Below are 22,512 nucleotides of genomic sequence, written 5' to 3' on the forward strand. Positions count from 1 at the left end.
ATCCACGTTTACCTACCCATGCGCATACGCAAGCGCTGGCGCATTTGCTGGACGGCTGGAGTGACACCTGGGGAACGCAAGACGTGTTCGCATTCACGCAAGGCATCGTCCAGGCGGTTCTCATTCTCGTACACCTGGCTCAACTGGAAGCGCGTCGCATAGTCGCTGGGATTCAGAAAGAGCAACTGCACAAAGGCTTCTTCAGCCAGGTTGTAGCGCCTCAAGTAAAAGGCCAGATTTCCCAGGGTTTGCGCAAAGACTACCAGCATTTGTGACTGGTTGGGAAGGCTCTTCGCCAGCTTGAACGCTTCATGATACTCAGACACGGCCCCGTCAAGTTGGCGTGTCTTCTCGTAGCACTGTCCAAGACGAAAATGAGTTTCAGGGTCCTGGGCGTTTAGCTTGAGCGACTCGACATACTCGGGAATGGCTTGCGTGGGCATGGGGCGCAGATAGAGCCAGACATCACCCAGCAGTTTATGGGTCTCGGTATCAGCAGGGTTTAACTCAAGCGAGCGCCTGTAGGCCTGAATCGCCTGATCAATCTGTGCTGGGCGCCGACGCGCGAACACCTGCCCGAAGAGTTTATGTACCAGGGCATTGTTTGGCTCTCTGCCATAGGCAAACTGTACGGCCCCATAGGCATCTTCAGTGCGCCCAGCAGCCAGGTGGCGGAGCGCATCTGCGATGTACGTTCCGGCGGGACCCGTCATGCCGGCATTAGGCGTGGATTGCTGAGGAGGAAAAGCGCTCGATCCAGCCACCTGCCCAGGCATACTATTTCCCTGTGGGCCTGACGATCTGTTTCCGCCTGTTACGGGTCCGCCAGAGACAGGTTCGGAGCGCATAGGAGGAACGCCTGTTACGGGAGGAAGGACCGCGGTAGCGTTGCCCATCTCCATGCCACTCTGCCAGCGCTGATCTGGCGCATAGGCCAGGGCCTTCATAATCACTTGCTCAAACCCGGGACTGATATCCGGACGCAACGAGCGCAGCGGGGGGAAGGCGAAGATTGAGGGTTTGTTATTGGCGGCGTCATGCGCGGTCAATAGGCGGTACAGGGTCGCGCCCAGAGAGTAAATATCACTCCGAGGCTCTGGCTGACCATGCAATTGCTCTGGAGGAGCGTAACCCAGGGTCATAATGATGGTCGCCTTCCCTTGAGACTGGAAGCTACGCGCAATACCGAAATCGATCAATCTAATTTCATCGCGCCCGGTGACCATAATATTTGAGGGTTTAAGATCACGGAAAATGATAGGAGGCGTCTGCCGGTGCAGGTAGTTGAGCACATCACACAGCTGCCTGGCCCAGATCCGTGCACGGACCTCGGTAACGCCACGCACCCCCTGTATCCCCAGCACATTCCCCTCTTTCTCCAGGACCTCCGCCAGGGTAGAGCCTTCGATAAAATCCATTACCAGGTAGTGGCGACCACGCTCAATAAAGAAGTCGCGCACACGTGGAATACAGGGATGGTTAAGGTCAAGTAGGAGTGTCGCCTCACGCGAGAACCATTCAACCGCTTGCGCGCGGTCCTTCTCATCGCTAAACTCATCAAGCATCTCTTTGACGGCGCAGGGGCGGTTGAAACGGGTATCTATCGCGCGATACACCGCGCCCATGCCTCCCGACGCCACCAGGCGCTCAATGCGATAACGATGATCTGATAGCTCGGTTCCCGGCGCTAAACGACGGCGCGATCCTATCACTTCCCCATCAGTCGATGGCAGCACAGGCTGATTAGCAGACTCAGGCGCGGACGCTTGAGCGTTACTACCAGGCGATAGGCGATTCTGATCTGCTGAGTAACTATTATCCATATATTACCGCTCTATCATATCTTTCACTTCACGGCCGAACTTCGTTGCTTCCACCCAATTGCCAAACTCCGTTTTTCTTACATCCTGATTATAGGGGGCATTATAACATATCTTCGCATTGGTGAGCAGTAGCGGACTTCATATTTATAAAGCGGAATTGCTCATATTTGAGCACTGCTCATCTCCAAATATGGTCCACTTCTCCCAACCTGCCGTTCGCTCCTCACGTGGTAGAACGAACAAGCGGCAGGTTTGTAGCATATGCATATGTGAGAAAACCCATCTTCTTTGGAATGCTGTCCTCAGGACTCACATAGGATCGGGACGATCCGTGACCGCGTTGGCGTGTGAGGGGAAGCCCTCAAATTCGGCCAGGCGGCGGGTGGCCTCGCTCAGCGAGGCATACCCCTCCCGGGTGGCATACGCCAGTCCAGTACGCTTCAGGAAGTCAAAGACCGAGGTACAAGAAAAGGTATGTGCAAATCCACCCGTGGGCAGAATGGCATTTGTACCCAGGCTATAGTTCCCCAGGCTGGTTGGTGTATACGCTCCCAACAAAATTTCGCCCGCGTTGTGGAGCATGGGCAGGACGGCAAATGGCTCACGGACATGCACCTCCATATGTTCAGGCGCATACTCATTGACAAAGGCAATGGCCTCTTGCTGATCCGCTACCAGGACAATCCCGCCCGTCCCGTTCTCGCTCTCCAGCCCGGTCTGGCAGAAGGTGCGACGCGGCTCCGGCAAAGCGGCAATCTTGCCAGGCAAGAGCTCACGCACGGCCAGTGCCAGCTCCCGACTATCCGTTACCAGCAGGCTCGAAGAATCAGGACCATGCTCTGCCTCGATGAGGAGGTCGCGCGCCACCAGTTCAGGATCGGCGCTTGCATCCGCGAGCAGGATCGCCTCGCTTGGTCCAGCGGGCAGACCCACATCGACCGTGCCATAGAGCAGGCGTTTGGCGGCCGAGACATAGGGGTTCCCCGGTCCCGTAATCTTATGCACACGTGCGATATGCTCTGTACCATAGGCCAGGGCCGCGATGGCCTGGGCACCACCTACACGATAGATCTCATGCACACCACACAGGTCCGCCGCCACGAGCGAAGCCGGGTCAACCTGGCCATCGGGTCCAGGCGGGGTACACACGACGATGCGTGGCACGCCAGCAATACTGGCGGGCGTCGCCAGCATATAGAGCACAGAAGGGAAGGAGCCTTTCCCGCGTGGAACATAGAGGCCTACGCTACTGATCGGCGTGATCTTCTCGCCTGCCATTACACCTGGCGCAACCTGCGTAAACCACTGCTCATGCGGCATTTGATGCTGGTGAAAGGTCCGTACATTATGAATCGCGTGTTCAATCGCGGCATAGACGTCTTTATCAAGCAAGGTATGCGCGCGCTCGATCTCCTCGCGGCTCACACGCAAATGCTCAGGTGACAGTTGCACATGATCGAAACGAGCCATGAACTCGACCAGGGCCTCATCTCCCCGATCCCGTACCGCGTTGACAATTGGTCGCACATACTCGATAAGCTCATCAATCTTCACCTCCGAGCGCCGCAAGAGGCGCTCGCGCTGCGAAGCATCGAGCTGTGCCAGTTCATAGAAGTGGATCATAGAATTACGATTTCCTTTTCCAGCTTTAGCTTGTTCTATTCCCAACCTTCCTCCCCAAAAATGAAGGGTGGCGTTACCAGCCACCCTTTCATAATACAAAGAAAGAGACGCACTTGTCTACGTCTATGCGCATGTTGTTGACCCTATTGTGCCATTCCTACCACACTATTGGCCTGTTCAGTCAGCTCCTGGGCGTCTACACGCTGGGCCTCACGAATATCTTCCGCCATCCACCTGGCACCAGATACTCCTATCAAGCCGGCGATAAACAGGGCAGGTAGACAGGTATAGAGCAGGGACGTCGCCAGGTCATGGCCCGCCATACCAAGACGAAAATGCTCTCCTCCGGTCGGATCAAAGGACGTCGCCATAACACCTACCAGGGTCGGAGCAAAGGCGTCCCCCAGCATATGCGCAATCAAGAGCGAGAGCGCTATAGCTGAAGAGCGCAGGCGAGAGGGCACGACATCCTGGGTCGCCGCCGTACTTGGCCCGGTATAAATCGTGAGCAGGAACGCGGTGAGAATAAAGAAGATGGTAAAGAGAACGAGATTATTTGCCAGAAGAGCGACGGCATACGCGGGTACAGACAGAAGAAAACCGATGCCACAGACCAGAACCCTGGCCCCTGCATGCCTGCGATTCAACATATCCGAGGCATATCCTCCCACCAGCGTGCCTACAATACCCGCCAGGACGATAATTCCCCCAGAGTAGATGCCCGCCAGGCCAGATGTGAACCCAAAGGTATCTTTCTGTTGTAAATAGATGGAGAGAAAAGTGGTATTGACACCCAGTACAAAGAAGGCAAAAATCTGCATCGCGATCAACACGCTCAAGGTCTTGATCCGCAACAGCGTCCGGCTGCACACTAGCACATCCTTCATGGCTAGCCGTAATATACGCGTCCAGCCAGTCTGGCCCTCTTGTGTGCTCCCAACTTCAACAGGCACGGCACTCTGTGATGTCTGCTGGATCTCAGGCAACACCTCGACACGCTGTGCCTCCAAAGCCAGTTCTTCCTCATCAGCCTGGTTGCGCCTTGGCTCATGCATACGCCAGGCCAGATATGCCAGGATTAAACCCGGTATACCCGTAAAGATGAAGGCCAGGCGCCAGCTCCCAATATACAGGCCCGCCACGGCTCCTCCAGCGCCCATACCAATCAGAATGCCGAAGAGCTGGGCCGTTCCCCAGGTACTCATCACACGTGAACGCTTGCTACGACTATAATAATCGCTTAAGAGTGCGGTCCCGGCAGGAAAATAGCCGGCTTCACCAATTCCAAGCAGCATACGTGCAAGAAAGAGGGTAGTAAAATTGGTCGCGAAAGCAGTCAGCGCGGTCGCTACGCTCCAGAGCGCGATACACCAGGCGACCACATTTTTACGTTTGACCTTGTCTGCCCAGTAGCCGACAGGTAGCGCAAAAATAGTGTAAACAACGAGAAACGCCGAGGACAGCAGTCCCGTCTGACTCAGGTCAAAATGCAGCTCTTTGGCGATAACATTGACTCCGCCATTAAAGACATAACGATCCAGATAATTCAATAAACTGATGCTGAACATAACCCAGAAGACAGAGCGGGCGCGAGTTGAGGGATTGGAGTGAGAAGCCTGGCGACCAGGATTGGTAGGCTGAGCAACTTCGCTCATAGGGACCTCCTCAGAGTGGATGGAGAGAGACACAACTTCTAGGGAGCCACACAAGTTAACTGTACGCTACCATACCATAGAATGGCATGATTGCCTAGTGGGACGACGACGCTGCTAAAGCACGCGTCTTCATATAATGGTACGCAGGTTTCGTGCCATTATATGAAGACGCGTGCTTTAGCAGCGTTGGGCTATACATGGCTCCGCCACCCCAGCTGCCAGATATCCTTTACCCTGAATTATTTGCTTTCTGGGGGGAGCGAGATCAGCATCTCCAGGAAGCTCCAGGACTTGAGTTCTCGCTCAAGATGATAGCGCAAGAGTCCATGCATAGCCATGGCGACTTCAGCGTGAAGCCGGGGATCAAGACGCAGGTGGGGCACTCGCGCCCACTCTGTCCGCTGCAAGAGGCGTAACACTTTGAGGGCATTGGGAGAAATCTTCTGCGCCCATAACTGGGAGCAATTGGGACAGAGCGCGCCACCCAGCGAGGGGGTAAAGCCGTTGACGACCGGCTCTAGCTCAGCATCGCAGTGCGCACAGGTACGCAACAGGGGTTCATAGCCAATGCAGGAAAGGAGGTAGATTTCGAAGTAACGTAACAGAAGCATGCTGCGATCCCGCTCATGCTCAGGCTCACTTGAGTCGTCCAGGTGCTGCTGCTGCACCTTGCGCGCATCCTCATCGAGCGTTTTGAGCGCCAGGAGGAGCAGGTTATAGACATCCTCATGCTGGGTATCATCCTCGACAAAGCGATCCACCAACTCAGCAAGATAGATGGCGCAGGTGCGATACCATATGTCATCGCCCTGGCGCAGGGCGAGAAAGGCGTCGCTGGTCTGGGCCTGGGTGATAATATGCAGGTTGCGTCCCTGAGCGATATAGAGCCGGCTCTGACAGAGAAGTTCTAAATGTCCCGATTTACGGCTCACAGGGCGACGCACCCCCTTTGCAACGGCATGAATCTTGCCCTTGTAGGGAGTGAGTAAGGTCAGGACGCGATCGGCCTCACCTAGATCAGAATGTTTTAAGATGATGGCATCGGTGGAGTAGGTGCGTTGTTCTCGCATACTGTGGAATCCTGGGGATAAAAAAAAGACGTGATTACAAACTCACGTCTTTTGGAGGCGACGAGCGGATTCGAACCGCTGGTGAAGCTTTTGCAGAGCCTTGCCTTACCACTTGGCGACGTCGCCCTAAAAAGGTGGAGCGGGAGACGGGATTCGAACCCGCGACATTCACCTTGGCAAGGTGACGCTCTACCACTGAGCCACTCCCGCATGTCTTTGGAGATCACTTCGCTGGTTACTTTCGTAACTTTTCGGTCACCCCCGACTGCGCTTATAAGATATCATACCTCCACGTCCTTGTCAACAGGTTGAGGCCTCTTTTTTTGCCTCTTCAGCTAGATCCATACTTCCCATTCTGGCGTGACTTCTCGCGCCTGCGGCGCTCGCTCAATATAAAAGGGATGTGCTCGCTACCCCGCGAGCCTGCGGCTCGCGGGGTAGCGAGCACATCCCTTTTAGCAAGATCTTAGTCCGTGGTGAAGCCACGCTCGCGGAGGAGGCGGAGTACACGCTCCAGGTGTTGTTCCGAGATGTGAACGAGGCGTTGCTCTGGCGCGATGACCTCTTGCAAGAAGTTGTGGATCTCTTCGTCTGCCTCCAGGTCGTTCAGGACCTGCTCGGGGAGGATCAATAGCGGCGCGCGGGCGACGCCAATATGGCGCTGGCCCTCATACCCATTGCCCCATAGTTTGAGGCGTAGCACGAGCGACCCTGGAATGTCATCAATACAGTAGCGGCGCAAGAAATCCATGACTTCATCCAGGGTCATATGCTGCTTGAGCGCGGCGTGTACCGAGCTTTCGGTCAGGCACAGGCCACCTCTCGCCTCGTCATAGGCACAAAAGCGCTCGGCAACGCGCACAAGATAGAAGTTGAGCACGCCATAAAGTGGCTGGAGCAGCCCATCTTCGCGCAAGCGCCACTGCGGCTCCTGCCTCTCCTCCCCATCTTCTCGCCTGAGTGTACCCGCGCGTGTCACGGCTGGAAGCTGCTCGCGCTCCCATAATACTTGCTGAGCCTCAGCCAGCTTGCCAGGAGCAACCTCCACCAGAGTGGACGATAAGCGTCGTCCAAAGAGCGAAGACGTCTCTTGCTCTCCCAGTAAGGCATCTAACAAGACTGAATCCGCCACCTCCATCAGCGTGGCTTCACGCCAGATTTCAACCCTCCGGGCCTGGCGCTCCCATTCCAGAAGGGTATAGCGTACATTCTGGGGCAGGGCTCCATCTGCCGCCACTTCCAGGGTCCGCAACATATCTTCAATCAAGTACCCACGCTGAATCGCACGCGTGACGCTGGCCCTGGTCAGGCGATAGTGCGCGACATATTCAAGTTGCTCCCGCTCGGCAAAGCGATCCAGGGCAAGCAAGAGAGACTCAGCAACAGGTGCCATGGCAACCAGTTCAAAATTTGGCTGCACAATCAAGCGCCCCTCAGGCTGTTCTAGCGCTTGCTCGTCTGCGCGAAATAGCGCCCGTCCCGCGGGCAAGAGGCGAAACGCACCTGGATGCTCCTTTGCATCCATCTCAACGATACCAAGCCACGACAGCACGCCCTCAATCACGGCACGAATAAAGCCACCTTCGACGAGATACCAGCCTTCGCGATGCGTCAGCCAGCCACGTTGTAAGCGAAAATCCCAGCCATAGGGGTTACACTCGTTGGAATAGCGATCCATACGTGATCCCTGGTGACGAGGAAAGAGGAGCGAGGGAGCATAGAGCCTGGTACGCGCGACAAAGGTGGGCAGGTCTATCCATGTCCCTGGGATCTCCTGTAACACACGCTCAAGCACGACCTGGCGCGAACGCACCACCTCTGGGTGGGCCTCTGCGAGCAGCTCTGGACCCGGCTTGACATTGATCGCAGGCAGGTAGAACATCTCATTCCAGAAGGAACCCTCAACCGCCAGTTGATAGCACTGCCTGGCACGCTCATAGAACGGTAACGCGAAATACGCCTCGGCAGGGGCAGCCTGAAGCATCCCTTGTTGCTCACGTAGCAATCCCACCTTCATCGCCAGCAGGCGCAGAAAGAGTAAACGGAGCGACTCATTTTCATTACGCACCACGTCGTCCTCGCCCTCAGCCATGCGCGCCAACACACTACGCAGCGCCGAGCGAGAGAGAAGGCCGTTATTGAGCAGAGGCAACCCCTCGCGGACCTCCGCCACCACAGACCAGTAGGAATAGAGCCAGCGCTGTAAAAGCCGCATCCGTGCGTCTGTTCCACTCTCTGGCACTGCCGACAGTAATGGCCCTGCCCCCAGCTCGCGCTCTTTTGCAACCTCGTGGACCGCGGTTTCCACACTCAGCGGAACAATAAGCAGGCCGTCATGGGTCCCACTACTATACTCCCGGCCCGCGAAGCTGGTTTGCTTACTCCAAAAGAGCAAGCCTTCCAACAAGAGAGAGCGTATGGCCTGCTCGAATGGACCATGCGGGTGCGCAGGAGGATAGGCTATAGGCTTGTGCGTATTCTCTATGCGATAAGCTCTCACAACCCCCATTTCACTGGGTGGTTCTCCCGTCTGTTGCCGCGTAGAAAGCAGTCCGGCACTGTGACAGTAAAAGGCCAGATCACGACTATTCGCACGCCCACCACAGAGCACCAGTTCTTTCAAGATCAGCCACTCACCCTCGCCCAGGGTTCGCACCAGCGTGCGCAGGACATCCGCATCAAAGAGTTGGCGTGCGACCTCTCCTAATTCAGCCGATGCGCTGGCATCTGCGCTGACATTGGCCTCAGGCGTGGCACCGGTCAACAGAATCTGCCTGGACCTGGCAAGTGTGTGCAGGTGATAGAGAGGAATGGCCTCTAGCAATTCTACGTCACTAGGCTTCATAATTATCCTTCTCATGCACAAGAGGAGCACTTCCACGCCGCTTCAATTCGTCGCTCAAGCGCGTAGCCCCACCCTCATGGAGCAGTGCCATCGTCTCACTCAACGGGCGCGCCACCACTTCATGCAGCGAGGTCGTCGCCTCAAGCTCTCGCATAACGACCTGGTCTGCGACCTCAAGCAAAGGGACATGAGTATAGAAGCGTACCTGCCCATAACTCTTCTGCAAACGCTCCAGGCGAGCAGTCACCTGCGCAAGCGCGTCGGCCAGTTCTGGCTGACGCTGCACAAGCAAGTGCAGAATTTTGAAGAGAGCGTTGGTATCTTCACCAGCACGCAACGCCTTGCTAAGCGCTTGTGGCGTGAAGCGATACCGTAGATAACTGCGCTGAATGCCCATGGCTTGAGCGAAACGTTCCAGCACCTTGATGAGGTTCCAGGCCGCTGGGTGAGCCGGAACTAGCACCTCCTGGGCATCTACGACCACCAGCAGGCGTGTCAGGCGCCGTCTTCGTCCTCGCTCAAGCTCGCCAGGAACGCCATTCCCCTGTAAGAGCCAGGACGCCAGTGGTGTCAGGCGAAAAGCCAGCAACGCGCCATCAGGCGCACTCACAATATCGCAGATCCCCCACCAGTAGAGTGGCCCTTGAATTAACGCTGCCAGGTAGTGGTACTCTGCCCGCTGCCAATCTTTAAACTGCGAGGGCTTGAGTGGTTTATCATCCTGTCGTTCCAGCCACCAGTGTGGGGAGGCAAAATAGCGCTGCCGCCTCTGGAGAAACAGGGGATTCAGCCGATACACAAAGCGCGCGAAGGCCCCAAAATGCATCCACTGTCCAGGCGTCACCTGAGCCAGGAGCGAGACCAATAACTGACGCGCCTCGCTATTTTCAATCTCCAGCTCGCCCATACGCAAGACCGGCTGATGCAACGCGTTCGCGCGGCACCGCAGGTCGACGCCATCTTCGCGCAACCCCAGCAACTCGTCGATAGACGAATGTTTTAGCCAGAGCATGAAGAGCTCCTGGGCCTCTTGCACCTGGGCCTCGCCCAGCAGTTTCTCCGCCAGCGAATCAGCAATATGAAGACGGTTGCGATCACCATCAGCACGCCGAAGCATATTGCCACCACGCAGCAAGCGCAACGCAAAACGCAGGAAGGCCCGAGAGCGTGGCAAACGTTCACGCAGGCGGGCAATAAGACTTTCAGGCGGCTGATCGCTTGTGGACTGAAGCAAGAAAGAGCCATCTGAGGCGCGTGTCGTGCCTGTGAACTCTGCCAGCAAGGTATCTGAGAAATCTAACCAGGCACTCTCCTCATCCAGGCCGGTGCCATCAAGCAGGCGCGCAAGCAACAGCAACTCGGAGAGTAGGCGCAGCGGTTCCATGCTACGTACGCGCGGCTGATCGTCGCGTTCAGAGCCTTCCTGAACGCCCGCGGGCAGCGTATAGGGGGTCATCGGCACGGTTACCTTCAGGGCTGCTCGCACCTCCAGGGGCACAAACCAGCCGATCTCAAGCTGACCGCTGCCCAGCGCTCCACGCGCGAGCGAGACACTATTCAGGCTGGTGCGGAAGAGCAATCCCTCACTCTGAAGGGACACAAGCGCCTGCTGGTAGTGCGCGGGCTGCCCCAGTGAGAAACGATCATAGAGGGCGCGTAGCTCCTCATCGGGGATGGCTGATCCGTAGAGAGTAATCGCGGCCAGAAACTGGCGTAGAGGCTTCTCCAGGCTTGCCGCGACCTTTTTTACTGTTTCAGGACGCGCGACCTGCTCCAGCAAAACCGCAATCAGTTGAGGCTTATTCATATTTCCAGCCGTTATCGCATATGCACGCGCTATACTGCGTAGCTCGCTGATCCCCAATTGTGGAAGAATATCCCGCATACCCCCGACCTGCACCAGCGTGTGTTGAGGAGGCAATATCGGCCTGAAAGCGCCACCTGTGCGTGAGGAAGGCTTTTCTCGGGGAGTCTTACTCGTGGGAAGCTGAGCAGCGGCAGCGTCGTTTACCAAGTCTTGCAAGCGTTCTTTCTGTGGCCTATTTCCCATAGCTGCTTGCGCGGCAAGCGTGCGGAAGAGTCCTGGATGGGCAAGCCACTCATATAACAGGGCTGCCGCGTGTTCGCACAGCGCCGTTGAGGGGGCCTCACAGGTACAGGAGCTCTGCCACTGCATCGCGCCTTGCAGTTCTACTGTTACATAGTGACTGCCGGCATCAGGCTCGGGGAAAGAGAAGGCGTCTTCTTCCTCTGGACCCGACTCGCTGGCTGAAGAGGCCGCGATTTCGACGATGCCACTCAAGCGTCCATCGTCGCGCCTGGTCGCCTGTACCGCGTCCAGGCGCGCGTACTCCTGCCCACGTGTCGCCGCCGCCAGCCCGGCCATGCTGATAATATCCGTGGCTCGCAGGCGCCGCAACGCGCCAGGTACTACATGTTCCATGATTGCTTGCTCAAATACTCAACAGAAAGGTGAATAAAAATGAACTGTATTAGATTATCTTAGCACGAGGTGCGCGTATGGTCAACAAAAAGCGCTGGCGCGCGGCCTCATAATTGGCATGATTGCCCGCTCTTTTCGCGCCTGCGGCGCTCAGGGGTAAAGGGGTGCCTGGTAGCGGCCTGGCTCTGCCAGGCCGCTACCAGGCACCCCTTTACCAAAGGCGAGCTTGCGAGCCGAACCGGCGTTTAGCCCTGAATGGAGAGCTGTTCGGTCGTCCCTCGAGAGCGTAGGGTAGTCTCGATCTCATACATAATGTTGGCGATTGAGGCAATGGCAGCGGTCTCGGCGCGCAGCACACGCTCGCCCAGCGTCACAATCTTGGCGCCATGCCGGCGCGCCATCATGACTTCCTCAGCCATGAAACCGCCCTCGGGACCGATAAAGAGCATAACGCGTAGGCGCTGCGTTGGTGCCTCCTCATAGTTGGTCATGGCCTCACGCAAGACACTACGCAACGTCTGCGTACGCTCCTCCTCCCAGGGCATCAGCGCCAGCGTCCCTTCTGGTATATCGCCAAGCACATGCATCAAGGGGCGCACAGGGAGCAATGTGGGGACGCGCGCGCGCCCACATTGCTCCGATGCTTCCTGAATAATGCGTAGCCAGCGTTTCTGCTTGGAGGTTCCTGCCTCCTCAAGGCCAGTGGTGGAGCGCTGGCAGGTGGTCGGAAGAAAGGTCGAGACACCCAGTTCTGTCCCCTTCTCCAGAATCCATTCAAAGCGCGCGGATTTGAGCATACCCTGGCAGAGCATCACCTCTACTGGCGATTCGCTCTTTCCCCGCTGGCGCTCAAGAACTTCGACCACTACCTCGCCACGCGCGCTCTTTTTGACGGCACAGAGCGTCTCCTCGCCGCTGTTGTCCAATAGCACCAGGCGCTCATCCAGGGCCAGGCGCAACACATCCCGCACCTGGTGCGCGACATTCTCGGGTAAGAGAATGGCCATGCCCTTCTGCCTGAGCAGCGCAGGCTCGACCTGCGCCTCTTCAATGAAGAAACGATGCATACAACCTCTTTATCTGTGTCCCATCTCCTCAGATCTACTCGCCACTGCGTGGCTCGCCGTGTCAGTGTGTGGTGGGAGGCTGGCAGAGCCAGCCTCCCACCACACACTGACACCTACGAAGCGTCGCAGACGCTGAGAACACCTTCTAATAAACGAGGACTATATGTTAGGCACGTTTGCGGAAGACCAGGGCCAGCCAATCTTCGATCATCGTCTCTTCCACCAGTTCCAGGCCAGTCTCCAGTAGCGGCCCCTCGGCATCTGGCCTGCGTGCCTCGATAATGCCGCTCACGACGAGCAGGCCGCCTGGGGCTACGGTTGTCGCCAGTTGTGGCGCGATGGCGCCAATCACATGCGCAATAATATTGGCAACGACGATATCGTACTGCCCCTTCATCTGCCCGGCGCTCTCAGGCGTCAGCTCGCCCAGTTCAACTTTGACCCGCTCTGCAAGTTCGTTTAAGGCTGCGTTCTCGCTTGCGCTCTCGGTTGCGACACTACTATTATCAATGGCGTGAATAAACTCAGCCCCCAATTTGGCGGCGGCAATCGCCAGAATGCCAGAACCAGTGCCTACATCCAGAATACGCATGCCAGGCGTGACTCGTTTCTCCAGTTGCTCCAGGCACATGCGCGTGGTGGGATGCAGGCCGGTCCCAAAGGCCATGCCAGGGTCCAGTGTTAGCACAACCTCTTCGGGCTTGGGCGTATACTCGCGCCACGAAGGGCGAATTACGAGCCGCTCACCGATAAGCGTCACATGATAGTACTCTTTCCAGGCGTTGGCCCAGTCTTCTTCGTTGACGGCACGCGTCTGGAGTTCTCCCACAAAATGGGCGCCAATGCTGGCAAAGTGCCAAAGACCTTCACGCACCCGCTGGCTGATCTCCTCTTCGGTCCCGTCAATAGGCGTATAGGCATGGACCTGCACAGGTTCTCCCTGGCGCACGCGATACGCCTGCCCATCCTCAAGTAGCTCAATCGGGTCCTCAATCACAATCCCCTCAATTGTATAGCGGCTGAGCAGCTCGCTTACCGATTCGACAGCGTCGGGATGAGTCGTAACAGTCAATTCTAACCAATGCATAACGATATTTCCTGCCTCATCGCTACTAGAGTAGCGTTATTATTTACGTGGGTCTATCACTCCACCGGTGACAATGTGCCCGCCAGTACCAGGTCCAGGGCGTAGTACGCGTAAGTGCGCGCGACGCGAAAGCCGCAGGAGCGATAGAGATGGAGCGCGGGCGTGTTGTCAGTCTCTACGTCCAGGGTAATCACCTTCTGCTCACGCTCAGGAATGTCACGCAGCACAGACTCTAACATCTGGCGCCCATAACCACGACCCCGGTACGCGGGAATGATCCCAACACTATAGATGCCAATTTTCCCCTCGGCCTCATGCACATCCAGGCGCAAACAGCCAACCGGTTCACGGCAGCTTACCTCCCCCTCGCCAAAGGTCGCCAGGTAGAAGCGAAACTTGGGATTATGCCAGAAGAGCGTCACGAGGGGGCGCCTGCGCTCAACCGTTTCACCGAAGCTCGTCGAGACCGCCTGCAAATAGCCCTCTAGATCATCATCCTCCGCCTGGCGCACCAGCAAACGATCATCGAGCACATAGTGATCTTGAAATTGCTGCAAGACCATCTCATGCTCAGCCATTTCAAGGCGCGCACCAGTCGAAGCGATGAAGGCCTTCCCGCTCTCCGACCCCTGCTCAGTAATCAGGAATAGCCTGGCGATATCCTGTTGCTCGCACCCCAGTCGGGCCGCGGCCAGGAGCTGGCGAAAAATACCTCTCCGGCGATACGCGGGATGAACCATACCTGTTACCTCGCGCACACTCGCTCCCAACCCTTCAACTCCCAGGTAGCCAACCAGGAGAGCATCCTCATAGTACAGGAAGCTCTGGCAGAGTAAGCCTGCTGGATGACGCAAATCTCCCACGTTCACCCGCACCCACGACTGATCGTGCTGATAACAGAGCTCCATAAGGTGTGCGACAGCGTTCAATTCGTCTTCTGCCAGACCGCGCCTTTTCACCAGGCCAGAGTATTGCTGCATCCAGATCTCTTTCTTTTTCTATACATACTACCTATCCGAAAACCCTGAGCGCGAAGCGCTAGTCGCGAGAGCGACGTTGGGTTTCGGAATAAGAAGAGGGCGCAAGACATTGTACCACTCCAGATCAAACAGGTACACCGTCTTACGCCCCTGGTTCTCATCACTGTTCACGCTGCCGACATGCACACAACTGGCGCGCTAGAAGACAGCGGGCTCCATATAATCGCCAAAGACGTCGCGGAAGACATCCATGATCTCACCAAGCGTAGCGTAAGACTTTACCGCCTCAAGGATGGCAGGCATAGTATTCTCAGTGCCTTCAGCGACACGCTTCAGATTCTCCAAAGCCCGCTGCGTCGCCTGATTGTTACGCTCGTGGCGCACGCGTGCCAGCCGCGCAATCTGGGCCTTTTCGCCCTCGTAGTCCACATAGAGCGTCGGTACCTTGATATGCTCTTCGATGGCGTAATCATTCACGCCCACAATCGTGCGCTTATGCTGATCGATCTCCTGCTGATAGCGATAGGCGGACTCGGCAATCTCGCGCTGGAAGAAACCGTTCTGAATACATGCCAGCACGCCACCCAGGGCATCAATGCGCTCGATATACCCCAGCGCAGCCTTCTCGGTGCGCTCGGTCAATTCCTCAAGAAAGTACGAGCCTCCCAGGGGATCAATAGTATTGGTTACGCCACTCTCAGAAGCGATGACCTGTTGCGTGCGTAAGGCGATCAGGGCCGCGCTCTCTGTGGGCAGAGCCAGGGCCTCGTCAAGCGAGTTGGTATGCAGCGAGTTGGTGCCACCCAGGACCGCTGCCAGGGCCTGAATAGTGGTGCGGATAATGTTATTTTCAGGCTGCTGGGCTGTGAGGGAGACGCCAGCCGTCTGCGCATGACAGCGCAACATCATGGAGCGTGGGTCCTTCGCGCCATAGCGCTCCTTCATCAAGCGCGCCCAGAGCCTACGACCAGCGCGGAACTTGGCAATCTCTTCGAAGAAATCATTATGCACATCAAAGAAGAAGGAGAGCCTGGGCGCGAACTCGTCAATCTTCAGGCCACGCGCCAGGGCGGCATCAACATATGCCAGGCCATCGGCCAGGGTAAAGGCCAGCTCCTGCACAGCGGTCGCGCCCGCCTCGCGGATATGGTAGCCGCTGATGCTGATGGTATTCCAGCGCGGCATATGGCGCGTGCCAAACTCGATGGTATCTGTCACCAGGCGCATCGAGGGTTCTGGCGGGAAGAGAAACTCCTTCTGCGCGCTATACTCCTTCAGGATATCGTTCTGGAGCGTACCTCCCAGTTGCGCCATGGAGAAGCCGCGCTTCTCGGCGTTCGCGATATACATGGCCCAGATGGCCGAGGCTGGGCTATTGATGGTCATAGAGGTGGTGATTTTATCCAGGGGCAACCCCTCGAAAAGCACCTCCATATCCGCGAGCGAGGAGATGGCGACGCCACACTTGCCAAACTCGCCTGCCGCCAGGGGATGATCGGTATCATAGCCATAGAGGGTCGCCATATCGAAGGCCACCGAGAGGCCCGTCTGCCCCTGCTGTAATAAATACTTAAAACGCTTATTGGTATCTTCAGCAGTGCCAAAGCCCGCGAACATGCGCATAGTCCACGGCTTGGCGCGATACATGGTTGGCTGAACGCCACGCGTATAGGGATAGGCGCCGGGATAGCCTAGGTCGTGCTGATAATCCAGTCCTCGCACATCCTCGGGTGTGTAGAGTCGCTCGATAGGCACACCAGAGGTGGTGATAAGGTTGTCCTGCTCGGGGATGCGCTCTACCGACTTCTTAACGAGGCCCTCTTCCCATTGTGTGCGCTGCACATGCAAACGGTCAAGTTCTTCTTTATCAAACAGCGTCCCTTGTTCGACCTCAGGCAACTCTGGCTCTGTCGATTTCTGTTCAAGCATCTTCGCAAGCTCTCCTCATATGCATAAAGGCAATAGTATATTTGAAACGCAAATAGACGATTCATTTCATAGTTGTAACATCCCTATTGTACCATACGCCTCAGGCAAGAAGGTGTATGGGTAAGGGTGTGTGAGATGGTGGGCCTGGCGGAGCCAGGCCCACCATCTCACACACCCTTACCCGGTGGCAAAGCCTATATCTCTTACCAACGGCGAGCTTGCGAGCTGGAAAAGGCCAGAAATAGCGCTTGACTTGCGACTGAGGGCATGTTATCCTCAACTATATGACACGACAGCATATGCGCCAGGTCACCGCGCGCGCCAGCGCCGGGCGACTGGCCCATCATCACCTCATTCCATCAATCCTCGGCCATGTGGTGGCCGCATAAGCCTGGCGTAGCGCTTATGCGGCGAGAAGTAGCGCCGAGCCTCCATTCTCAGGATATTCCTGTCCTGCGATAGATTCTGCTGCCTTTGGCATGGCTACTTTTTCGTCCTCTGTTTCTTAGCCCTTTTTCCACCCTTCCATGGGACATAGCGTGTGGGCTATGTGCTACCCTTGCCCGTGTAAGCCATCCGCGCCAGGTACTCTCTCACGTCTGTTGCTTCCTACAGAAGCACTCACTAGCGTTCCCTTTACCTACTATCTCATGAGAGGGAGTATCTAGAAGCCATGAATGACTCAGTTAGGGAATCCTCGACAGAGGACACTTTATCCGCCAGCATATCCCAGGCGCGCCCCTGGCGTCGCTGGCTGACCGCTTTCTTTGGTTATACCGCATCCTCGCGCGTACAGCTGACCAGCGCTATCTGGATGATCTACCTGGCGGCGCAGGGATATAGCCCCTTTGTGATTGGTCTGTTTGAAATGACTTTTCACATCGCCAAGTTCGTCGCCGAGGTGCCAACCGGGATCTTCGCGGACTTGCTGGGACGCCGCAAAAGCCTGATTCTCTATTGTCTGATTAGCGCAGTAGATAGCCTACTCTATCTTCATCCCACGGCGCCCTTTATGCTCCTGGCATTCGCGCTCTCGGGCATCTCACTCGCCTTCCTGGGTGGGGCCAACGATGCTCTGCTCTGGACCCTGACTGGCTATGCCGATGCTCAGCGCCAAGCACAGCTATATAGCAAGCTCATGAGCTGGACGCTGATGGTTAGCCTGGTAAGTGAGATGATAGGCGCCACGCTGGGAGGATATCTGGGCGGCATCATGCAAACCCTGCCGTTTATCTGTGGAGCGCTTGTCAGCCTGGTCTCCATTCTACCGCTCTGTCTGTTGCCAGAGGGTATAGAAGAGCGCCAGCCAGAGGAGCGCATTAATGTCCTAGCTCACCTGGGCAGCGGCCTGCGTACTGTCTGGAACACACCTGCGATCCTGGGACTGATCCTGATCTCAGGGCTTACGGAGAGTTGTGGCACTACAATCTACTTCTATGTCCAGTTGCAACTGCATGGCCTGGGCTTCGCTCTGAGCGCGATAGGATTGATCATCGCGCTGAGCAAAGTTAGCCAGTTTCTTTTCACGGCCATGGTGCCTGCGATGATGCGCAAGATTCCAGAGCGCTGGCTGCTGCCCCTGGCTGTCCTAGCCCAGGCAGCGGGTCTGCTTTTGATGATGCAGCCACAGATGATCCCAAGCTTACTGGGGTTCTTGATCTTCTTCCAGGCCGCGACCGCTGTGCTCTATCCAGCACTCAGCACCTATATCAACCAGCGCTGTCCCGAGGCTCAGCGCGCCACTGTCCTCTCGTTTCAAACGGGGCTCTTTAGCCTGGCCATGATCGTGCTTTTCCCGCTGTTTGGACTAGGTATCACACACTCCTCGTACAGCGCAGTCTATGGCTGGACTGTGCTCGCACTGCTCCTGGGAGGGCTGGGAACAGTCTTCCTGGTACGCCTGCGCCAATGGCATGTAAAAATGAAGTAGCGTAAATAAATGTGGTGCAGGCTTTGCCTGCACCACATTTATTTACGCTACTTCATTAAAAAACTATACCTCGACGGAGAGCGCGACTGCCCCACCGCCACCCAGGCAGAGGGTTGCCAGGCCGCGACCGCCACCTCGGCGCTTCAATTCATGAATCAGGGTAATCAAGACACGTGAGCCACTGGAGCCGATGGGGTGGCCCAGGGCAATAGCGCCACCATTGACATTCACGCGCTCCCAATCCCAGTCCAGCTCTTTGCCATTGGCAAGCGCCTGGGCCGCAAAGGCCTCGTTGACCTCGATCAGGTCGAAGTCGCTTAACTGCATACCTGTGCGCTCCAGCAGGCGACGAACGGCACGCGTGGGGGCTGCGAAGATATAGCGCGGTGTGATGGCCGCCGAGGCATACCCCGTAATTCGGGCCAGGACGGGCAAGCCCTGCGCCTGCGCAAAGGCCTGATCAACAACGACCGTCGCCGAGGCTCCATCGCTTAGACCAGGAGCATTACCAGCCGTCACCGTACCATCCTCTAGAAAAGCTGGCGAGAGACGCGCCAGCGCCTCACGTGAGGTATCGCTACGAATAGGCTCGTCGTTTTCAACCAGCAAAGAACCCTTCTTCTGTCGCACCTCAACTGGCACGATCTCCTCTTTAAAGCGGCCCTCGGCTGTAGCTGCCGCCGCGCGCTGGTGACTGCGCAGCGCCAGCTGGTCCTGCTCCTCGCGCGTGACGCCAAACTTCTCGGCGATAATCTCTGCCTCATTGCCCATATGGATATCTTCAAAGGCGCACCAGAGGCCATCACGGACCACAGAGTCAATGATTTTGCCATCACCCATGCGGTAACCAGTACGCGCTTTGGGCAAGAGATAGGGGGCATTGCTCATGCTCTCCATGCCGCCCGCGATATACGCCTGGCCATCGCCCGCACGAATGGCCTGCGCCGCCAGCATGACGGCTTTGAGACCCGAGCCACAGACTTTGTTGATTGTGAAGGCGGGAATATCATCGGGAAGGCCCGCGTGGATGGCGGCCTGGCGGCCCGGCGCCTGCCCAATGCCCGCGCTCACGACATTGCCCATGATGACCTCATCCAGGCTACTGGGGTCGATACCTGCGCGCTTTACAGCTTCTTTTATGGCGATAGCCCCCAACTGGGGGGCTGTAAAACTGGCGAGACTACCAAGGAACTTGCCTGTCGGCGTCCTTGCCGCGCCTACGATTACCGGAATATGTTCTTCGGTCATGCGAGTTCTCCTCATGCTAATGCCACACCGATGTGGCCATAGGGTCTAGCAAACTTCTATCTTATTCTATCTTTTATGACCGAGAAGGGGCAAATCTAAGGCTTTTGCGGTAACTCGCCCATCTTAAAGCCAGGGGGTACCTGCATGTCCCAGAGGCTCTCAGGGACCTGCTGCTGCGTGAGCACTTCAAGGGTATCATACATCGGCTTCTCGCCAGAGGAAGGCTTCTGCTCCAGCACATTAACGGGCATATAATGCATATCAAGCAGAAGAATATCGTCATTCTGGTAGCGAATCTGATAGACCTCTCGTCCCTGGAAGGTTCCCTTACCGATATAACTGGCGCGCCCCGCCGCGATATTCGCCCGTAATTTTTGCAGATCAAACATAGAGTTGCTGTCGACCCAGTTGTCAGCATCCCATTGCGCCACGTGATTCATCATGTCTTTCCCCAGGACTCCATGCTGGGCGTTGCCTACCGCTACAACATCCAGTTTATCATCCATGACTGTCTCTACATGGAACATATTACTGGTGAAATCATGGTAGGTCTTGACCTGGTAGGATGCACCATCACTTGTCTGCTGCGTCTGGATATGGTAGAGCACATAGCCGTTCCAGCTTACCTGAGATGGAATCTGGAACTCCTGCGCGGAGCGTAGAAAGAAGAGATAAGAGACCAGTAACACTCCCAGAGCCATCAGCGCGGCCGCCACCAGCATCGCAGGGCGCCAGCGTGCTCTCGCGTGCGCACGGCGTCTCTCTGGAAAGGCTACCGGGCGCGACTCGTCACTCGTTTTGCCGCGCTCCTGTGCGCGTGCGGCTATCGCGGCTCGAACCGCGGCATCAACACGCTCGGAGGGTTGTGATGGAGGGAGGTCAGCGACCAGGCGTGTTGCCTGCTGAACCTGGCGCATCTCTTGTGTACACGACTCACACCCACGCACATGCTGGGCGACGCTTCGTCGCTGCTCTGGCGTCAGATCATCCCACACAGCCAGGTAGAGGTGAACGATTTCGCAGGCCCGGGAATCGGTTTCATGTCCCGCAGGAAGGGGAGGGAGAAAAATATCATTCATTTTCGCCGCTCCTGCACACTCGCATTACTCTTATTCAATCGCTTGTATTGTTCCATAAACATCTTTTTGGCCCGGGAAATGCGCGTCGCGGCGGCATTTGGCGAGATTTCCATAATAGCTGCGATCTCCTGGTAGGGGACCCCTTGTGCAGCATGTAGCACAAGCGCAGCCGCGTACTCCTCGGGCATGTTGGCCAGGGTTAGACGGATATGCTCACGTTCAGCGATCTCTGGGATACCACCACTATCAGCTAAAAGGAGGGAGGCGTCATCGCTCACATCATCATCATTTTCGGCCTGGCGCGAGCGGCGTGAAAGGGGCCACCAGGAGATACGTTTGCGTCGACGCAGTTGATCAACACATAAATTGGTCGCGATCCGGTACAGCCAGGACGACAAATGATCTCGCTCATAGAGTCCATCCCAGGCACTGCACGCACGTATAAAGACCTCTTGTGTTATATCATCGGCATCTTCCACGTTTCCAAGCAGGCGATAGACATAGGAATGTATGGGGCGTCGGAACTGTTCATAGAGCTTTTCCAGGGCCAGTTCATCGCTAAACGCTCTATCTCCTGGTCGATCCGCAGATTTTTCCACAGGCATGCTGGCTGCTACTTTCTCTCGTTGCTCAGTCTTTTCCAGACATAGCTCAGGGCGCACCTGTAGTATAGCAGGAACCACCATCGATGGAAACATACCGCTGTTTACTCCTTCATTCCCAGGAACTTGTGAAGCCTTCACTACTCACGCCTGCGGCGCTCGTAGGATCGTGGTATTGTGGTGTGTATTGCGGGCAAAGCCCACAATACCACGATCAAATCATACACCATACTCACGTTGGAGTGTGGCTACTTTTACGGCTAAGCAAAGAAACCCAAGTATCCAGATAGAAAAGCCGCTCTCTTCGTCGAAGAGAGCGGCTTTTCTATCTGGATACTTAATTTTTACCAGTTCTGGCCAGAGCCATTCTGCTGCCAGGAGGGCATGGGCGTAGCCTGCCACTGATTCTGCTGGTCGAACTCCTGTTGACCTTGCCACTGGCCCTGCGGCATCGCCATCTGTCCGCCCGTTGGCCACTGGTTTTGCGCCTCAGGTGCCACCCCGTTTTGCCACATCCCCTGCGAGCCATCCATCTGGCCATTTGGCCACTGCATAGGAGCTGGAAGAGCCTGCCAGGGCTGCTGAAGCCCCATGTCCTGCTCGCCTACCTGCGCCTGCATCGACATCTGCGCACGAATCTCCTGGATCGGCAGCTGCTCCTGGATCTTCTGCCAACGCCTCGCCATCATTCTCCACCCTACGACGCCTACAAGCAATACAATCAAATAGACGATATTGACGACACCTATACCCTCCAGGAGGACCAGGGAGATCTTCGAGCGAAAGATAATTCCTACAGCTACATCAACGATTACCAGAGCCGCCGCGTAATTCGGCACCTCACGCTGCATCTTCTCAAGCTCGTGCTCAAGGTCCAATAATTCGCACTTTCGGATGTGCTTGATCCGTTTTGACCAGCGCACCAGGGCAATAATTGCGACGATCAAAAATAATAAGAAAATAACACCCATGATCGCAAGATCACGAATACTTGCTAACATGCTTGCAGCTCCTTCGTCGTCCCAAATGCAGATATCTAACGTCTATTTTACGCGCACCTCCTCCACACTTCACATCCCCTCCCGGCGTCTATGCGCTTTCACTCTATTCCAACGCAACAGAGCGCCAGGC

At 56.3% G+C, this 22,512-nt stretch carries 15 protein-coding genes and 2 tRNA genes; 1 reads left to right on the top strand and 16 read right to left on the bottom strand.

Annotation, left to right across the window (positions count from 1 at the left end):
* Nucleotides 1-8: 8 nt before the first annotated feature.
* The 12 genes from KRAC_RS61450 to KRAC_RS13270 form a co-directional block, all read right to left on the bottom strand.
* On the bottom strand, nucleotides 9-1,823 hold the full coding sequence (locus KRAC_RS61450) for a protein kinase domain-containing protein (RefSeq protein WP_007907716.1): 1,815 nt from the start codon (nucleotides 1,821-1,823) through the stop codon (nucleotides 9-11).
* 309 nt (nucleotides 1,824-2,132) lie between these two features.
* Nucleotides 2,133-3,446 carry a histidinol dehydrogenase gene (hisD, locus tag KRAC_RS13220; RefSeq protein ID WP_007907718.1) on the bottom strand — a complete coding sequence of 438 codons (1,314 nt, stop codon included), beginning with the start codon at nucleotides 3,444-3,446 and terminating at the stop codon, nucleotides 2,133-2,135.
* 143 nt (nucleotides 3,447-3,589) lie between these two features.
* Nucleotides 3,590-5,101, bottom strand: a complete 1,512-nt coding sequence (locus tag KRAC_RS13225; protein ID WP_007907720.1) for a spinster family MFS transporter — start codon at nucleotides 5,099-5,101, stop codon at nucleotides 3,590-3,592.
* Nucleotides 5,102-5,340: 239 nt separating this feature from the next.
* Nucleotides 5,341-6,171 carry a DNA repair protein RecO gene (gene recO, locus KRAC_RS13230; RefSeq protein WP_007907722.1) on the bottom strand — a complete coding sequence of 277 codons (831 nt, stop codon included), beginning with the start codon at nucleotides 6,169-6,171 and terminating at the stop codon, nucleotides 5,341-5,343.
* Between the two features lie 52 nt (nucleotides 6,172-6,223).
* A tRNA-Cys gene (locus KRAC_RS13235) sits at nucleotides 6,224-6,297 on the bottom strand.
* Nucleotides 6,298-6,306: 9 nt separating this feature from the next.
* A tRNA-Gly gene (locus KRAC_RS13240) sits at nucleotides 6,307-6,381 on the bottom strand.
* A 256-nt stretch (nucleotides 6,382-6,637) separates the two neighbouring features.
* A complete protein-coding gene (locus KRAC_RS13245; protein WP_007907724.1) occupies nucleotides 6,638-9,016 on the bottom strand; it encodes a helicase-associated domain-containing protein in 2,379 nt (792 codons plus the stop codon).
* Nucleotides 9,006-11,459 (bottom strand): SWIM zinc finger family protein, encoded by a 2,454-nt coding sequence (locus KRAC_RS13250; protein ID WP_007907725.1) that lies wholly within the window; start codon nucleotides 11,457-11,459, stop codon nucleotides 9,006-9,008. The genes KRAC_RS13245 and KRAC_RS13250 overlap by 11 nt, the downstream gene beginning before the upstream one ends.
* A 245-nt stretch (nucleotides 11,460-11,704) precedes the next feature.
* Nucleotides 11,705-12,526: an RsmE family RNA methyltransferase gene (locus KRAC_RS61455; protein WP_007907726.1), complete on the bottom strand. Its 822-nt coding sequence runs from the start codon at nucleotides 12,524-12,526 to the stop codon at nucleotides 11,705-11,707.
* Between the two features lie 166 nt (nucleotides 12,527-12,692).
* Entirely contained in the window at nucleotides 12,693-13,613 is a 921-nt protein-coding gene (gene prmA / locus KRAC_RS13260) for a 50S ribosomal protein L11 methyltransferase (protein ID WP_007907727.1), read from the bottom strand.
* Nucleotides 13,614-13,669: 56 nt separating this feature from the next.
* Nucleotides 13,670-14,593: a GNAT family N-acetyltransferase gene (locus KRAC_RS13265; protein WP_007907728.1), complete on the bottom strand. Its 924-nt coding sequence runs from the start codon at nucleotides 14,591-14,593 to the stop codon at nucleotides 13,670-13,672.
* Between the two features lie 198 nt (nucleotides 14,594-14,791).
* Nucleotides 14,792-16,522: an acyl-CoA mutase large subunit family protein gene (locus KRAC_RS13270; protein ID WP_007907729.1), complete on the bottom strand. Its 1,731-nt coding sequence runs from the start codon at nucleotides 16,520-16,522 to the stop codon at nucleotides 14,792-14,794.
* A gap of 673 nt (nucleotides 16,523-17,195) precedes the next feature.
* On the opposite strand from KRAC_RS13270, the gene KRAC_RS13275 reads away from it, so the two are divergent.
* Nucleotides 17,196-18,452, top strand: a complete 1,257-nt coding sequence (locus KRAC_RS13275) for an MFS transporter (RefSeq protein WP_007907730.1) — start codon at nucleotides 17,196-17,198, stop codon at nucleotides 18,450-18,452.
* Nucleotides 18,453-18,515: 63 nt separating this feature from the next.
* Here the strand turns inward: KRAC_RS13275 and KRAC_RS13280 are convergent, their stop codons facing one another.
* The 4 genes from KRAC_RS13280 to KRAC_RS13295 all read right to left on the bottom strand — a co-directional run bounded on the left by KRAC_RS13280 (nucleotide 18,516) and on the right by KRAC_RS13295 (nucleotide 22,382).
* Nucleotides 18,516-19,700, bottom strand: a complete 1,185-nt coding sequence (locus KRAC_RS13280) for an acetyl-CoA C-acetyltransferase (RefSeq protein WP_007907731.1) — start codon at nucleotides 19,698-19,700, stop codon at nucleotides 18,516-18,518.
* A 95-nt stretch (nucleotides 19,701-19,795) separates the two neighbouring features.
* Complete coding sequence (locus tag KRAC_RS13285; protein WP_007907732.1) at nucleotides 19,796-20,779, bottom strand: anti-sigma factor; 984 nt, start codon at nucleotides 20,777-20,779, stop codon at nucleotides 19,796-19,798.
* Nucleotides 20,776-21,477 (bottom strand): RNA polymerase sigma factor, encoded by a 702-nt coding sequence (locus KRAC_RS61460; protein WP_007907733.1) that lies wholly within the window; start codon nucleotides 21,475-21,477, stop codon nucleotides 20,776-20,778. The genes KRAC_RS13285 and KRAC_RS61460 overlap by 4 nt, the downstream gene beginning before the upstream one ends.
* A gap of 248 nt (nucleotides 21,478-21,725) precedes the next feature.
* Nucleotides 21,726-22,382, bottom strand: coding sequence for a hypothetical protein (locus tag KRAC_RS13295; protein WP_007907734.1), 657 nt, complete (start codon nucleotides 22,380-22,382; stop codon nucleotides 21,726-21,728).
* Between the last annotated feature and the right edge of the window lie 130 nt (nucleotides 22,383-22,512).

The sequence above is a fragment of the Ktedonobacter racemifer DSM 44963 genome (assembly GCF_000178855.1).
GTDB lineage: Bacteria > Chloroflexota > Ktedonobacteria > Ktedonobacterales > Ktedonobacteraceae > Ktedonobacter > Ktedonobacter racemifer.